Annotated in this window: 15 protein-coding genes; 9 read left to right on the forward strand and 6 right to left on the reverse strand. The window is 73.3% G+C overall.

Annotated elements, in window-relative coordinates; genetic code table 11:
- Positions 1-2: 2 nt before the first annotated feature.
- On the reverse strand, positions 3-974 hold the full coding sequence (locus tag ABD343_RS18470; RefSeq protein ID WP_344529499.1) for a sigma-70 family RNA polymerase sigma factor: 972 nt from the start codon (positions 972-974) through the stop codon (positions 3-5).
- A gap of 78 nt (positions 975-1,052) precedes the next feature.
- On the reverse strand, positions 1,053-1,676 hold the full coding sequence (locus ABD343_RS18475; RefSeq protein ID WP_344529501.1) for a TetR/AcrR family transcriptional regulator: 624 nt from the start codon (positions 1,674-1,676) through the stop codon (positions 1,053-1,055).
- Positions 1,677-1,733: 57 nt separating this feature from the next.
- Here ABD343_RS18475 and ABD343_RS18480 point away from each other — a divergent pair, with 57 nt between their 5' ends.
- On the forward strand, positions 1,734-1,970 hold the full coding sequence (locus ABD343_RS18480; RefSeq protein ID WP_344529503.1) for a hypothetical protein: 237 nt from the start codon (positions 1,734-1,736) through the stop codon (positions 1,968-1,970).
- Positions 1,964-2,134: a hypothetical protein gene (locus ABD343_RS18485; RefSeq protein WP_344529505.1), complete on the forward strand. Its 171-nt coding sequence runs from the start codon at positions 1,964-1,966 to the stop codon at positions 2,132-2,134. The genes ABD343_RS18480 and ABD343_RS18485 overlap by 7 nt, the downstream gene beginning before the upstream one ends.
- Before the next feature lie 28 nt (positions 2,135-2,162).
- Here ABD343_RS18485 and ABD343_RS18490 read toward each other — a convergent pair whose 3' ends face one another.
- Positions 2,163-3,509, reverse strand: coding sequence for an alpha/beta fold hydrolase (locus tag ABD343_RS18490; RefSeq protein WP_344529507.1), 1,347 nt, complete (start codon positions 3,507-3,509; stop codon positions 2,163-2,165).
- A gap of 187 nt (positions 3,510-3,696) precedes the next feature.
- On the opposite strand from ABD343_RS18490, the gene ABD343_RS18495 reads away from it, so the two are divergent.
- Entirely contained in the window at positions 3,697-5,916 is a 2,220-nt protein-coding gene (locus ABD343_RS18495) for an MMPL family transporter (RefSeq protein WP_344529509.1), read from the forward strand.
- A gap of 47 nt (positions 5,917-5,963) precedes the next feature.
- Here ABD343_RS18495 and ABD343_RS18500 read toward each other — a convergent pair whose 3' ends face one another.
- Entirely contained in the window at positions 5,964-6,485 is a 522-nt protein-coding gene (locus ABD343_RS18500; protein ID WP_425578224.1) for a TetR/AcrR family transcriptional regulator, read from the reverse strand.
- Between the two features lie 186 nt (positions 6,486-6,671).
- Here ABD343_RS18500 and ABD343_RS18505 point away from each other — a divergent pair, with 186 nt between their 5' ends.
- Positions 6,672-7,565: an NAD(P)-dependent oxidoreductase gene (locus tag ABD343_RS18505; RefSeq protein ID WP_344529513.1), complete on the forward strand. Its 894-nt coding sequence runs from the start codon at positions 6,672-6,674 to the stop codon at positions 7,563-7,565.
- 141 nt (positions 7,566-7,706) lie between these two features.
- On the opposite strand, the gene ABD343_RS18510 is transcribed toward ABD343_RS18505, so the two are convergent.
- On the reverse strand, positions 7,707-8,378 hold the full coding sequence (locus ABD343_RS18510; protein ID WP_344529515.1) for a GntR family transcriptional regulator: 672 nt from the start codon (positions 8,376-8,378) through the stop codon (positions 7,707-7,709).
- Positions 8,379-8,592: 214 nt separating this feature from the next.
- Here ABD343_RS18510 and ABD343_RS18515 point away from each other — a divergent pair, with 214 nt between their 5' ends.
- A complete protein-coding gene (locus ABD343_RS18515; protein WP_344529517.1) occupies positions 8,593-10,581 on the forward strand; it encodes a collagenase in 1,989 nt (662 codons plus the stop codon).
- Between the two features lie 57 nt (positions 10,582-10,638).
- Here ABD343_RS18515 and ABD343_RS18520 read toward each other — a convergent pair whose 3' ends face one another.
- The gene (locus ABD343_RS18520; RefSeq protein ID WP_344529519.1) at positions 10,639-11,274 is read right to left on the reverse strand and encodes an HD domain-containing protein; all 636 of its coding nucleotides are present in this window, start codon (positions 11,272-11,274) and stop codon (positions 10,639-10,641) included.
- A 201-nt stretch (positions 11,275-11,475) separates the two neighbouring features.
- On the opposite strand from ABD343_RS18520, the gene ABD343_RS18525 reads away from it, so the two are divergent.
- The 4 genes from ABD343_RS18525 to ABD343_RS18540 all read left to right on the forward strand — a co-directional run.
- Entirely contained in the window at positions 11,476-12,066 is a 591-nt protein-coding gene (locus tag ABD343_RS18525) for a helix-turn-helix domain-containing protein (RefSeq protein ID WP_344529521.1), read from the forward strand.
- Positions 12,067-12,138: 72 nt separating this feature from the next.
- Positions 12,139-13,326: an NAD(P)/FAD-dependent oxidoreductase gene (locus tag ABD343_RS18530; RefSeq protein WP_344529522.1), complete on the forward strand. Its 1,188-nt coding sequence runs from the start codon at positions 12,139-12,141 to the stop codon at positions 13,324-13,326.
- Positions 13,323-13,583 (forward strand): (2Fe-2S)-binding protein, encoded by a 261-nt coding sequence (locus tag ABD343_RS18535; protein WP_344529524.1) that lies wholly within the window; start codon positions 13,323-13,325, stop codon positions 13,581-13,583. Before ABD343_RS18530 ends, ABD343_RS18535 begins: the two co-directional genes overlap by 4 nt.
- Positions 13,580-14,565: NAD(P)/FAD-dependent oxidoreductase (locus ABD343_RS18540; RefSeq protein WP_344529525.1), on the forward strand; the 986-nt coding region annotated here is incomplete at its 3' end. The genes ABD343_RS18535 and ABD343_RS18540, both read left to right, overlap by 4 nt.

Here is a 14,565-nt window from a genome sequence, read left to right on the forward strand (position 1 = left end):
GTTCACGGCTCCGGCACCGTCACCACCAGCCGCGCGAGCCGCGCCGGATCCGCGATGACCTCGTACGCGGCGACGCGGCCGCCCTCGATCGTGAGCCGGAGCGCGAGGCGCAGCCGTCCGTGCGGCGCGACGACCAGCGCGGGGGCGCCGTCCACCAGCGCGGGCCCGGCGAAGCGGGCGTTGCGGGCCAGGAGCCTGGTCTCCTCGGCGACCGCACGGGCGCCGCGCAGCACCGCCGTACGCCCCGAGGGCAGCAGGGCCGGGTCGGCGCGCCGTACCACGTCGGGCGCGAGGACCCCGAGCAGCGCGTCGAGGTCGCCGGTGCGCGCGGCGGCGAGGAAGGCGTCCACGACCTGCCGGTGGCCGCCCGGCACGGGCCCGGCGGGCCCCTCGGGGGCGGCTCCCGGGGCGGACGTGCCCCGCACCCGGTGCCGCGCGCGGCTGGCGAGCTTCTTGGCCGCGACCGGCGAGCGGTCCACGAGCGGCGCGATCTCGTCGAACGGCACGGCGAAGGTGTCGTGCAGCACGAACGCCACCCGTTCCTCGGGGCCCAGCGTGTCGAGGACGACGAGCAGCGCGCGGCCCACCGCGTCGGCGAGGACCGCCTCGTCCTCGGGCTCGTCGGCGCTCTCCCCGCCCCGGCCGCCCCACGCCTCCTCGTCGGCGGCCCCGGCCCCCGTCAGCTCCTCGCGCCGGGCGGCGCGGGCGCGCAGCAGGTCGAGGCAGACGCGGGAGAGGACGGTGCGCAGCCAGGCGGCGAGGTTGCGGACGCCGGAGACGTCCGTACGGGCGAGCCGGATCCAGGTCTCCTGGACGGCGTCGTCGGCCTCGCTCAGGGAGCCCAGCATCCGGTAGGCGGCGGCGCGCAGGGAGCCGCGCTGCTCCTCGAACCGCGCCGCCAGCGCGTCCCCGTCACCGCCGGACCCGTCACCGCCGGGCCCCCCGCCGCCGGTCCCGTCGTACCGCTCGCGCATGTGTCACCTTTCCTCGTCGTACGCCGTTCACCCTCTCCGACGTACGCCGCCCCGGAGAGGTGACCGGGCGCGCGCCGTTCAGTCCTCGCGGGTCAGCTCGCGGACGTGGGCGTGGAGGACGGCCGCGCAGCGCTCGGGGGTGAGGACCTCCGGGTGCAGCACGGCGTTGAGGCAGAGTCCGTCGAGGAGGGACACCAGGCGCTCGGTCTCGGCGCCGGCGTCGAGGCCGGGGCGCAGCGCCCCGGCCTGCTCCAGGCGGGCGAGGGCGCGGTGCACGAGCCTCCTCGTGCCGGTGGCGACCTCGTGCGCGAGGGGCCGGAACGCGGGATTCGTCCGGGCGGCCCCGTTGAAGTCGAGGAAGACGGTGACCTCGGCGCGGCGGCGCTCGTCGAGCGGCAGCAGCTCCTCCAGCAGCCCGGTCACCAGCCGCACCCGCTCCTCGCGGGGCAGTCCGGCGAGGTCCCCCGCCGCCGCGACGCGGCGCTCCAGCCGGGCGGAGACGCGGTCGCGCATCGCGCGCATCGCGAAGTCCATCAGCTCGCCCTGGCTCGCGAAGTAGTGCCGCAGGGAGCCGATGTTGAGCCCCGCCTCGTCGGCGACGACGCGGAGCGAGGCGCGCTGGAGCCCCTCGCGCACGACGACGCGGAACAGGGCGTCGATGACGGTACGGCGCCGGGCTTCGGGGTCCACGACCTTCGGCATGACCCCTTTCTATCACGCCTGTGATAGCTTGCTTCGTATCACACGCGTGATAGAAAAATGACGGAAAGGACGGGAGGGAACTCCGTGGAGACGTATCTCGACCTGATGCTCCTGCGGTTCGGCCTGCTCGCGGCCGGGATCGTGGCGCTGGCGCTCGTGCTCTTCGCCGTCGCGCTCGGCCTCAGGCGGCGCGGCAGGCTGGAGGACGCGCGCAGGCTCGCGGAGCCGGCGGTGCGCGCCGCCGGGCGGGCCCTCGCGCGGCGCGTGAACGGCCGGAAGGGCGGCCGGTGGTGACGGGCGGCGCGACGGCGACGGCCCTCGCGTCCGGCCTCGTCACCCACCTCCTCCTGGACCGCCTCCTCAAGGCGGGCATCGTGCTCGCGGCACTCCTCGTGCTCGCGATCGGCATGACGGTCGTCTGGCGCCGTACGGGAACGGGCCCCCGCGACCGGGACTGAGGCCCGTGACCGGGACTGAGTCCCCCGCCTACGCCACGCCCTCCCGCACCATGCGGATCAGGTGGTCCAGGACCGCGCCGCCGCTGACGCGCATCCCGTCGTGCACGTACTCGCTCGTCACCCAGGTACGGAGGTTGGGGACGTGCGGCACGGTGCTGAGGCCCTGTTCGGTGTCGACGAAGAAGTCGTCGAAGTAGACGGCGGCCACCGTCGGCACCGTGTTGCGGGCGAGCCGCTCGCGGTCGTAGAGCGGGGACCAGGGCTCGTGGGCGTGCAGCGCCTCGGCCGCCTCGCGCAGCGGACGCAGCGCGGGGTCGGTCTCGAACATCCAGGGGTAGGCCATCTCGCCGGTGAACGGCAGCGGCGCGTCCGGGTCGTCGAGCGCGGCCCCGGCGTCGAACTCGGGGAACTCGGCGCGGATCCGCTGCGCGGACCACGCGGTCCGCTCACTCTGGTCGAGGGACGGCTCGACCAGCAGCGGGAAGAGCGGCATGTGCTTGAAGGAGACGATCTCCGCCGCCATGGACAGGAACGTGTCCGAGAGCACCGGCTCGCCGCCGCCCGTCCCGACGATCGCCTCCTCCAGCAGATAGTGCAGCGTGTCGGCGCCCGTGCTGCCCCCGAACACCCTGCCCAGCGACTGGAACGCCTCCAGCGTCAGCTCGCCCCCGTCGGGCAGCGCCACGCTCTGCTTGCGCAGCATCGCGCCGATCCGGCGGGCCGTGGCGACGTCCTGGGGATAGCGGGCGTAGAACTCCTCGTTCCCGCGGATGTTGCGCCGGTACGCCGCGCGCCACGCGTCGTCGATGCCGACGCCGAGCCCGGGCAGGCCGCCGCTCATGAAGACCTCGCGCAGGCCCTCGGGGTGGAAGGAGAGATAGCTCAGCGCGACGAAGCCGCCGTAGCTCTGCCCGAGCAGGCTCCACTGCCCGTCCTCGCCGAGGAAGGCGCGGCGAATCGCCTCGGAGTCGCGGACGATCGAGTCCGAGCGGAAGAGCGTCAGATATGCGGCCTGCGCGGCGCCGTCGCCGCGCAGCGGCAGGGTCTGGCGGGTGACCGGCGTCGAGAGCCCGGTGCCGCGCAGGTCCAGGAGCAGCACGCGGTAGTCGCGCAGGGCCCGGTCGAGCCAGTCGCCCTTGCCGACGGGGCGCGGGGCCTTGCCGCCCGGTCCGCCCTGGAGGTAGAGCAGCCACGGCAGCGTGCTCGTGTCGCGCCCGGCCGCCGTCACGGCCCGCGCGTACAGCTCGATGCGCTCGCCCGCCGGGTCGTCGTGGTCGAGAGGGACGGAGAAGCGCCAGTCGGTCAGCTCCCGGCCGGGCTGGTGGTACGTGGGCCCCTGGATGGCCAGTGCTGCCTGAGGTGCCTCGGGTGCCATGCGTGGTCTCCCTGCTCGCGTTCCGGTGTTGCCCGTCCTGTGACAGGACGCGCGGGAGCCCCCGGAAGGTGACAAGGACCACGTGCCTTCCCGTACGGCCGATGTCACGTCCCGGGGCCCGCCGGCCGTCCGGAGCCTCGGAACACCCTTTCGGTCCGACGGGAGAGCCAGAACGATGCTCGACTCATTGGCAAGATTCATCCTGCCCCGGCCCAGGAAAGTGCTGCTGGCCGTCCTGGCGGTGGTCCTCGTGGTCGGGGGCGTGTCGATGGACCTCACGAGCCGCCTGACCATGGGCGGTTACGAGAATCCGGACACCGAGGCCGCGCACGCCGAGGACACCCTGGAGGAGCGCTTCGGGCAGGGCCGGGCCAACCTGACCCTCGTCGTCCGCGACAAGCGCGGCGTCGACTCCCCCGCGGTCGCCGAGGCGGGCGCGAAGCTCGCGAAGGACCTCGCGGACGACGGCGTCAAGGACGTGGCCTCGTACTGGACGGCGGGCAAAGCGAAGCCGCTGCGCGCCGAGGACGGCCGCGGCGCGCTGGTCACCGGCCGGATCCCCGGCGACTTCGACGAGGTCAACGACCGCGTCGGCGAGCTGCGCGACGACTACACGGGCACCGTGCACGGGCTCGACGTCACGCTCGGCGGCACGGCGCTGATGAACCACGAGAACACCGAACGCGCCTCCGAGGACGCGGCGAAGGCCGAGTCCCTGGTCTTCCCGCTGGTCCTCGTCGTCCTCGTGCTCATCTTCGGCTCGCTGGTCGCGGCGCTGCTGCCGCTCGCGGTCGCGCTCGGCACGATGCTCACCGTCTTCGGCCTGATGTGGGGCCTGACGTTCGTCTTCGACGCCAACAACCTGCTGGTCAACACCTGTACGTTCCTCGGCCTCGGGCTGGCCATCGACTACAGCCTGCTCTTCCTCACCCGCTACCGCGAGGAACTCGCCCGGGGCTCCGGCCAGTCCGAGGCGATCCGCACCACGATGCGCACGGTCGGCCGCACCGTCACGTTCTCCGCGATCACCCTCGCCGTCGCCTGCCTGTCGCTGGTCGTGATGCCGTTCGGCATGTTCCAGTCGATCGCCATCGGCGGCGCGGCGACGACGCTCACCGCCGGGGCCGCCACCCTCGTCATCGTGCCCGCGATGCTGGCCTGGGCCGGGCCCAGAATCGACAAGCTCCGGCTCGTACGGCGCAAGCGCACGCCGCGGCCCGACACCCCCGCCACCGGCGGCTACTGGCACCGGCTCGCCACCCTCGTGATGCGCAGGCCCGTCAGCATGATGACCGCCGTGCTCGCCTTCGCCGCGCTGCTCGCGGTGCCCGCGCTCGACCTGAACACGCGGCTGCCCGACGAGCAGGTGCTGCCCGCTTCCGCGCAGTCGGCGCAGGTCGCCCGCACCCTCAAGGCGGATTTCGACAGCCGTGAGACCGAGGCGCTCCTCGTCGTCGCCGCCGAGGGCGCGGAGGGCGCCGACGTCGGCGGCTACGCCCGGCGGCTCTCGGCCCTCAAGGACGTCTCCCGCGTCGACGCCGCCACCGGCAGCTACGCCGGGGGCGAGCGGGTCGCGCCGCCCGGCCCCGGCTCGGCCCGCTTCAGCGAGGGCGACGGCGCCTATCTGTCGGTGATCCCGGCCGTGGACGGCAACTCGGACGCGGGCGCCGCCGTCGTCGAGCGGGTGCGCGCCGCCGACAGCCCGTTCGACGTCGAGGTCGGCGGCCAGCCCGCGGTCTCCGTCGACACGTTCGACACCGTCGGCGAACGGCTGCCGCTGACGCTGGCGATCCTCGCCGTCGGCACGTACGTGCTGCTGTTCCTGCTGACCGGCAGCGCGCTGCTGCCGCTCGCGGCGATGCTGCTGAGCGTCATCAGCCTGGCGGCGACCTTCGGCTCGCTCGTCTTCGTCTTCCAGGACGGCCATCTCAAGTGGCTCGTCGGCGACTTCGTCACCACCGGCACGCTCAACTGGACCGTGCCCGTGATGATCGCCGTGCTGGCCTTCGGCCTGTCCATGGACTACGCGGTGTTCATCCTCTCCCGCATCAAGGAGGAGTACGAACGCACCGGCGCCGTACGGGAGTCGGTGGCCCTCGGCCTCGAACGCGTCGGCAAGGTCATCACCTACGCGGCGATCGTCCTCTCGCTCACCTTCATCGTGATGGTGACCTCCGGCATCAGCTACATGAAGGCGCTCGGCCTGGGCGTACCGCTGGCGATCATCATGGACGCCACGCTGATCCGCGGCATCCTGCTCCCCGCCGTGATGCGGCTGCTGGGCCCCGCCTGCTGGTGGGCCCCGAGCCCGATGCGCAGGCTCCACGACCGCTTCGGCGTCTCGGAGACGTCCCCCGCCGGGCACACGCCGGAGGACGAGCCGGCCAAGGACCCGGCCCGCGTATAGGGGGTGGCCGGCGCGCGGTTCCGCGCACCCCGCACGGGGGGGGGCGGTCAGCGGTGGAGGGCGACGAGGCGGGCCAGATGGCGGCCCGCGATCTCCAGGGGCTCCTTGCTGCGGGAGACCTGCGAGGCCAGCTCGGCGCCCTCCAGGGTGCTGATCACCGTGTGGGCCAGCTCGTCCGCGTCGGCCTCGGCGATCCCGCTCGTACGCAGCTTGTCGCGGACCAGGCCGCGCCAGCGCGCGAAGGCTTCGGCCGCCGCCGTCTGAATGTCCGGGGCGAGGGCCGCCGTGCCCAGCGAGGTGGTGGTGACCGGGCAGCCGTCGGTCCAGCCGGAGTCGCTCAGCCCGTCGGCGAGGGTGGCGCACAGCGCGCGGATCGCCTCGGCCGGATCGTCGTGCGCGTCCAGCGCGTCCCGCAGCGCCTCGGCGAACTCCTCGTCGCCGTGCTGGACCGCGGCGACGGCCAGCTCCCGCTTCCCGCCGGGGAAGAAGTGGTAGACGGAGCCGAGCGTGGCCCGCGCCTCCTGGGCGATCTGCTTGATCCCGGTGCCCGCGTATCCCTGGCGCTGCATCAGCAGGGAAGCCGCGCGGACGACCCGCGCCCGGGTGCCGGGCTCCACCTCTGCCTTCGCCGTGTTCGCCGTCTTCGTCACGGGGCGCAGCCTATCGGATAGAGCGTTCGTTCTAGAACCGTGCTACGTTGTGCCGACGCTCTGGATAGAGCGTTCGTTCTAGTTCTGTCACTCGGGGAGATCCTTATGAACACCAAGCAGCAGCAGCCGTCCGTGACCGTGATCGGCCTGGGCCCGATGGGGCAGGCGATGGTACGGGCGTATCTGCGGAAGGGGTACGCGGTCACCGTCTGGAACCGGACCCCCAGCAGGGCCGAACCGCTGGTGGCCGAGGGCGCGGTGCTCGCCGCGTCCGCCGAGGAGGCGCTGGCCGCCAACGAGTTGGTGGTCCTCAGCCTGACCGACTGCGCCGCGATGTACGCGCTGCTCGGCCCCGCGGCGCACGCGCTGCGCGGCAGGACCGTCGCCAACCTCAGCTCGGACACCCCCGAGCGGGCGCGCGAGGCGGCCGAGTGGGCCACCGGGCACGGCGCGCGCTATCTCACCGCGGGGGTGGCCGTCTCGCCCGCCCAGGTCGGGACGCCGGACGGCTACGCGTACTACAGCGGGCCCGAGGAACTGGTCGAGGAGCACCGCGACGCACTGGAGGTGCTCAGCAGGATCGAGTACCGCGGCGAGGACCAGGGGCGCGCGGCGCTGCACTACCAGGTCCAGATGGATCTGTTCTGGACGAGCATGACGGCGTGGCTGCACTCGGTCGCCGTCGCCGAGGCGAACGGGGTGAGCGCGGAGGAACTGCTGCCGGACGCGGTCGACACGGCGGCGTCGCTGCCGTACTTCTTCCGCTTCTACACGCCGCGGCTCGTCGCCGGGAACATCGAGGGGGACGCGGAGCGGCTGTCCATGGGCGTGGCCAGCATGGAGCACGTGGTGGACACGGCGCGCTCCGCGGGTGTCGACCCCTCCTTGCCCTCTGCGGTACTCGGTGCGTTCCGCCGGGCGATGGACGCGGGGCACGCGGCGGACAGCTTCACGAGCGTCCGCCGCGTGCTCCACGCCCCGCGAGGCGGCACCGCCTGAAGGGCTCCCCGGAAGAGAGGGGCTTGCCCCTCCAGGGGCGCGGGGAACTGCGCGGCTGGGCGCGACGCGCCCGCAGTCTGCGATGCACAGCGCGGGGCAACCCGTACCCAGCCCTCATGCATCGGCGCCCCGCAAGGGGCGTCAGGCGTCGGACTCCCATTGGGAGCGGAGGCGGCCTAGATGGGTACGCATACGGGCCTCGGCCCCACCCGCATCGCGGGCCAGCACAAGATCGAGCAGCACTTCGTGCTCCTCCGCCGACTCCATGAGCTGGCCGCTCTCGGCGAGCCCCGCCAGCCCGTAGAGCCGGGAGTGGCCGCGGAGTTCGCCGACGACCTCCACCAGGCGGCGGTTGCCCGCGAGTTCGAGCAGGGCCATGTGGAAGCGGCGGTCGGCCTCCAGGAAGCCCACGAGGTCGCCCGCCCGCGCCGCCTCGACGATCTCCCGGGTGACCGGGCGCAGTTCCTCCAGCTTCTCCGCGTCGCCGGAGAGCGCGACCTGCCCCACCGTCGGGACCTCGATCAGCTCGCGGATCGCGACGTACTCGGCGAGGTCGCGCGGAGACAGCTCGGTGACGCGGAAGCCCTTGTTCCGCACGGGCTCGACCATGCCCTCGCGGGTGAGGTCGAGCATCGCCTCGCGCACGGGAGTCGCCGAGACGCCGAACTGGGCCGCCAGATGCGGCGCCGAGTACACGGATCCGGGGCGCAGCTCACCCGCGATGAGCGCGGCACGCAGGGCATGCGCGACATGGTCGCGGATGCTGAGCCGGTCCGGGACGGCGGGCAGCTTCAGCGAACGGTCTGCGGTCATGGGCGCGCTGCTCCTCGGGTGTGATCACGCCGAGTCTATGCCGGACCCTCTCCAACTGCGCCAGCGATTCCGGGCCTTCACGACTCTTCCGCATGACATGTGATGTGTGAAATTGTACTGCCGCCAACGTGGACGTGTGCACAACAAGAACGCACGGCAAGAACCCCGCGCGTCCGCGACAGGAATCGAAATCCCCCACAGGAGAACCCGGATGATGAGCCGGAACGATCGAAGAAGCTCGTTGCGCGCACGTCTCATACGCGCCCTGTGCGCAGGCACCCTGGCGGTCTCGCTCGGCGTCGGAGCCGGTCAGTTCGACGTCGGCGGCACCGCGCAGGCGGCGCCTTCGGCCGGTGACAGGGCGAAGGGCCCCGGAGGCATCGCACCCCGGAGTTCGGACGCGCCCGCCGAGGCGGAGCACGTACGCGGTGAGCGGCTCAAGACGAAGGAACGCCCGCCGCTGCCCGCCTCGCAGGACGCGCTCGAGCAGGACTACGACACCCCCGTCGAGGCCCCCACCCACAAGCGGCCCTCGATGCTCGCGGCCGAGAAGGACAAAAAGAAGGACAAGCAGAAGGGGAAGGCCGCGTGCTCCCCCGGTGACTTCGCGCAGACCGGCGACGCGCTGGTCGAGCAGATCACCTCGTCCACGACCGACTGCATCAACACGCTCTTCAGCCTCACCGGCGGCGACGCGAAAGGCGCGTTCCGCCAGGAGCAGATGGTCACGGTCGCCGACGCGCTGCGCGACGGCTCCGCCGCCTACCCGGGCGACGGCAGCACCGGCATGCCGCAGATCGTGCTGTTCCTGCGGGCCGGTTACTACGTGCACTGGTACCACGAGCCGGACGTGGGCGAGTACGGGCCCGAGCTGAAGTCCGCGATCCAGGGCGGCCTGGACGCGTTCTTCGCCTCCGAGCACTCGAAGGACGTGACCGACGCCAACGGCGAGACCCTGGCAGAGGCGATCACCCTGATCGACAGCGCGGAGGAGAACGCGCGCTACCTCGGGATCGTCAAGCGGATGCTGGAGGGCTACGACAGCTCGTACGACGACAAGTGGTGGATGCTCAACGCCGTCAACAACGTCTACACGGTGCTGTGGCGCGGGCATCAGATGCCGGACTTCGTCAAGGCCGTCGAGAGCGACCCGAGCGTCCTCGGCACCCTGAACACGTTCGCCAAGGACCATCTCGACCTGCTCGGCGGTGAGCGGTCCTACCTCGCGTCCAACGCGGGCCGCGAGTTGAGCCGCTTCGTCCAGCACACGGCGCTCAAGGACAAGGTGAGCCCGCTGATGAAGGAGCTGCTCGGGGTCAGCGAGATGACCGGGAAGACCGCGGCGCTGTGGGTCGGCGTGGCGGAGATGGCCGACGCGTACGACAAGGCCAACTGCGCGTACTACGGCGTCTGCGACCTCCAGCAGCGGCTGAAGGAAGCGGTCCTCAAGGACAAGAACGCGTGCAGCGACAGCATCTCGATGGTCGCCCAGGGCATGGACGCGGGCAACTTCGACTACGCCTGCACGAGCCTGAACGGCCAGGACGCGTACTTCCACGAGGTCGCGAAGGACCAGGGGCCGGTCAAGGACGACAAGAACACGAAGATCGAGGTCGTGGTCTTCGACTCCAGCACCGACTACCAGACGTACGCCGGGGTGATCTTCGGCATCGACACCAACAACGGCGGCATGTACCTGGAGGGCGACCCCTCGAAGGAGGGCAACCTCCCCCGGTTCATCGCCTACGAGCGGCCGGACGGCGGCAAGTTCCAGATCTGGAACCTCAACCATGAGTACACGCACTACCTCGACGGCCGCTTCAACATGTACGGCGACTTCGAGGCCGGGGTCTCGACCCCGACCATCTGGTGGATCGAGGGCTTCGCGGAGTACGTCTCGTACTCGTACCGCAAGCTCCCGTACAGCGAGGCGATCGAGGAGGCGGGCAAGAAGAGCTACCCGCTGAGCACCCTCTTCGACACCACGTACGAGAACACCGACACCAACCGCACCTACCGCTGGGGCTACCTGGCCGTCCGGTACATGCTGGAGAAGCACCCGGACGACGTGGCCACCGTGCTCGGTTCCTACCGCGCCGGTGACTGGGACGCCGCCCGCAAGCACCTCAAGGAGACCATCGGCACCCGCTACGACCAGGACTGGAACGCCTGGCTCGACGCCTGCGCCGCCGGCTCCTGCTGAGCACCTGCCGCATCGTGCACCACCGGTGCCTCCCCGCGCGGACGGGGAGGCACCGGGTCATTCGCGCCAGGGCGAGTTGAGGATCGTCTCGACGAAGTCGCCGCGCTCGAAGCCGGGGACGAAGTGGGCCAGGACGTCGGCCTTGACGTTGCCGAACGTGGTCTCCGGCTTGGGGGCGACGCCCTCGGTGAACGCCTCCAGGATGCGGCGCTTGGAGTCGGGGCGCGGGTGCAGCGCGGTGACGGCGGCGCGCTCCTCGGGGCCGATGTCGTCGAAGCCGATGCCCAGCACGTCGTACTCGACGCCCGCGGTGACGAGCGCGACCTCGGGCTCCATGTGCTCCGGGATGCCGGGCGTGGTGTGCAGGGCGATGGCCGTCCAGACGCGGCGCACCGCGTCCTCGGGCACGCCGTGGGCGCGCAGGAAGCGGCGGGCCTCGTCGGCGCTGTCCACCTCGAAGCGGCGCCCGCTGGAGCGGAACTCCTCGCCGAGGCCGAGGTCGTGGAACATCGCGCCGATGTAGAGCAGCTCCGGGTCGAAGCCGAGCCTCCGGCGGCGGCCCTGGAGGGCGCCGAAGAAGTGGACGCGGCGCGAGTGGTGGTAGATCAGCTCGGGCGCGGTGTCGCGGACCAGCGCGGTCGCCTCGTTCGCGAGGGCGCTGTCCGGCACGGTGACGCCGGCGACGGTGGTCATGGGGCCGTCCCTCCGTTCCCGTTCCCGTTTCCGTTCCCGTCCGTGGGCGGGTCTCCAGCTTGCTCGGCCGGGCGCGGTGGCGCGCGGCGGCATGCGGCGGGCCCGGCGGAATGTTCGTGATACCGAACGCGGCGACCCGGTCGCGGTGTACGGTAAACCGAACGATCGCACGGCGGAGCACACGGCGGAGAGGGAGCACGCGTGGACCCCCAGGAGGGCCCGGTCAGGGAGACGCTGGCCACGAACGTGAAGCGGGCGCGGGGCCGCAAGGGGGTGTCGCTGTCCGAGCTGGCCCGGCTGTCGGGGATCAGCAAGGCGACCCTCTCGCAGGTCGAGGCGGGCAGCGGGAACCCCACGATCGAGACGGTGTTCAGCCTCTCGCGCGCGCTGGAGCTGCCCATCTCCGACCTGCTGGAGCGCGGGCAGCCCGAGGGGCTGACCGTCGTGCGCGGCGCCGAGGCCGAGGTGCTCAGCGGCGCGGGCGTGGACCTGCGCCCGCTGCAGACCGTGGAGGCGGGCGGCATGATCTTCGAGATCTACGACCAGCGGGTGCGGGCCGACTCGCGGCAGGACTCCCTCGGCCACGCGGGCCGCGAGCACACCGTCGTCCAGGAGGGGCGGCTGGGCGTGACGGTGGACGGGCACGAGGTCGAGCTGGGCGCGGGGGACTACGTGGCCTTCGACGCCGCGCTCCCCCACGCGTACACCGCGCTGGACGGACCGGTCCGCTCGGTGCTCTTCCTCCACTACGAGGCGGCGCGCCGGAGCCGGCCCGCCGTACCGCACCGTTGACACCCCTCGGTGTCCGCTCGTAGCCTCACGGCGTTCGCTTTACGAAACGCAGGCGGAGGGCGGAGGGGTTCTGTGTACCGATCGCGGGCGGTGGTGCTGGGAGCCGGGATCGTCGGCGCCGCCTGTGCCCGCGAGCTGGCGCACGCGGGCTTCGAGACCCTCGTCGTGGACCGTGCGGGCCCCGCGGGCGCGACCAGCGCGCACGGCGAGGGCAACGTCCTGGTGTCCGACAAGGGACCGGGCCCCGAGCTGGAACTCGCCGTGCTCTCCCGCCGGTTGTGGCCCGGGACGCTGGAGGAGATCGGGCAGCGGCACCCGGAGCGGGCCGGGGCCGCCGAGTGGATCCCCAAGGGCGGCATCGTCGTGGCCACCTCGGACGCGGGCGCCGAGGCGCTGATGTCCTTCGCGGACGAGCAGCGCGCGGCGGGCGTCCGGGCCGAACGGCTCGGTTCCGGGGCCCTGCTGGCCGCCGAGCCGCACCTCACGCCCGCGCACACCGCCGCCGTCCACTACCCCGACGACGCGCAGGTGCAGCCCACCGGGGCGGCGGCGGCACTGCTCGCCGACGCGCTGGACGCGGGCGCGGAGCTGCGCACCGGCTGCGAGGTCACCGGCGCTGTGGTGCGCGACGGCCGCCTCACGGGCGTACGCCACCGGGACGGCGTCCTCGGCGGCGACCTGTTCGTCAACGCGGCGGGACCCTGGGCGGGCCGTCTCGGCACGCTGCTCGGCGCGCCGGTCCACGTCGAGCCCCGGCGCGGCGACGTCCTGGTCACCGCTCCCCTGCCGCCCACGGTCTTCCACAAGGTCTACGACGCGGACTACGTCGGCGCCGTCGGCAGCAGCGCGGAGGACCTCCAGACGTCCGCCGTCGTCGAGTCCACGCGCGCGGGCACCGTGCTGATCGGCTCATCCCGGCGCCGCGTCGGCTTCGACGCGCGGCTGCGCCCGGAGGCGCTGTCGGCCGTCGCGCGCAAGGCGCTGCGGCTGTTCCCGTCGCTGGCGGGGGTGCCGGTGATGCGCGCGTACGGCGGCTTCCGCCCGTACGTCCCCGACCATCTGCCCGTCATCGGCGCCGACCCCCGGCTGCCCGGCCTCTGGCACGCGACCGGCCACGAGGGCGCGGGCATCGGCCTGTCGGTGGGCACCGGGCGGCTGCTGGCCGAGCTGGTGACGGGGCGGGAGCCGTCGCTGGACCCGGCCCCGTTCCGCGTGGACCGCCCGGCGGTCACGGACCGAGTGGAGGAGGAGCGCGCGTGACATCGAGGATCACCCTGTCCGTGGACGGCGAGCCGGTGACCGGGCGGCCCGGCCAGAGCATCGCCGGAGTGCTGCTGGCCGCCGACCGTGCCGCCTGGCGGCACGGCCCTTCGGGCGCCCCGCGCGGCGTGTTCTGCGGCATCGGCGTCTGCTTCGACTGCCTCGTCACGGTCAACGGCCAGAGCGACGTCCGCGCCTGCCGCCGCACCGCGCACGACGGCGACGAGATCACCACCCAGTCGAGGTCCGCCTCGTGAGCGCCCGTCACGTGGTCGTCGTCGGCGCCGGGCCCGGGGGGCTCGCGGCGGCGGACGGGGCGCTGGCGGCCGGGGCGCGGGTCACGCTGGTCGACGCGGAGGAGCGGCCCGGCGGCCAGTACCACCGCAGGCCGCCCGGCGATCCGGGCCCGGCCGTGTTCGCGCGGCGCCGTGCGCGGGTGCTGGGCCACCCGCGCTGCGTGTGGCTCGGGGAAACCGCTGTGTGGGCCCTGGAGCGGCGGGACGAGGGGGGACGCCCGCCCCTCGTGCACGTGCTGCGCGGCCCCGCCGACGGCGCGGACCGGGCCCGGTCCGTGCTGGACGCGGACGCGCTGGTCCTCGCCCCGGGGGCGTACGACCGGGTGCTGCCCTTCCCCGGCTGGGAGCTGCCCGGCGTGGTCACGGCGGGCGCCGCCCAGGCGCTGGCGAAGGGCGAGGGCGTCGCGGTCGGCGCGCGGGCGCTGGTCGCGGGCGCGGGCCCGTTCCTGCTGCCGGTCGCCGCCTCGCTGCTGGCGGCCGGTGCGCGCGTACGGGAGGTGTGCGAGGCCAATGCGCCGGCCACGCTCGCCCGCGGCTGGTCCGCGCGCCCCTGGGAGCTGGGCGCCACGGGCGGCAAGGCCGCCGAACTCGCGCGCTGTGCCGCGCTGCTGGCCCGCCACCGCGTGCCGGTCCGCGCGGGCCGTACGGTCGTGGAGGCGCGCGGCGAAGGCCGCGTGGAGGAGGCGGTGACGGCGGCCCTGCGCCCGGACTGGTCCGTGGTGCCCGGCAGCGAACGCACCCTCGCCGTCGACGCGGTGTGCGTCGGCCACGGCTTCACCCCGCAGCTCGAACTGCCGCTGGCGGCGGGCTGCGCCCTGCGGCACGGCTTCGTCGCGGTCGACGCCGACCAGCGCGCCGGGGCGCCGGGCGTGTACGCGGCGGGGGAGGTCACCGGCATCGCCGGTGCCCCGGCAGCCCGCGCCGAGGGCGCGCTCGCGGGCTG

This window comes from Streptomyces albiaxialis, from assembly GCF_039530985.1.
In the GTDB taxonomy this organism is placed as follows: domain Bacteria; phylum Actinomycetota; class Actinomycetes; order Streptomycetales; family Streptomycetaceae; genus Streptomyces; species Streptomyces albiaxialis.

Excerpts from the sequence above, each read along its gene's own strand:
- ABD343_RS18505 (WP_344529513.1), top strand. The coding sequence starts at position 6,672 with ATGAACACCAAGCAGCAGCAGCCGTCCGTGACCGTGATCGGCCTGGGC.
- ABD343_RS18470 (WP_344529499.1), bottom strand. The coding sequence starts at position 974 with ATGCGCGAGCGGTACGACGGGACCGGCGGCGGGGGGCCCGGCGGTGAC.
- ABD343_RS18480 (WP_344529503.1), top strand. The coding sequence starts at position 1,734 with ATGACGGAAAGGACGGGAGGGAACTCCGTGGAGACGTATCTCGACCTG.
- ABD343_RS18475 (WP_344529501.1), bottom strand. The coding sequence starts at position 1,676 with ATGCCGAAGGTCGTGGACCCCGAAGCCCGGCGCCGTACCGTCATCGAC.
- ABD343_RS18510 (WP_344529515.1), bottom strand. The coding sequence starts at position 8,378 with ATGACCGCAGACCGTTCGCTGAAGCTGCCCGCCGTCCCGGACCGGCTC.
- ABD343_RS18500 (WP_425578224.1), bottom strand. The coding sequence starts at position 6,485 with ATGCAGCGCCAGGGATACGCGGGCACCGGGATCAAGCAGATCGCCCAG.
- ABD343_RS18515 (WP_344529517.1), top strand. The coding sequence starts at position 8,593 with ATGAGCCGGAACGATCGAAGAAGCTCGTTGCGCGCACGTCTCATACGC.
- ABD343_RS18520 (WP_344529519.1), bottom strand. The coding sequence starts at position 11,274 with ATGACCACCGTCGCCGGCGTCACCGTGCCGGACAGCGCCCTCGCGAAC.
- ABD343_RS18490 (WP_344529507.1), bottom strand. The coding sequence starts at position 3,509 with ATGGCACCCGAGGCACCTCAGGCAGCACTGGCCATCCAGGGGCCCACG.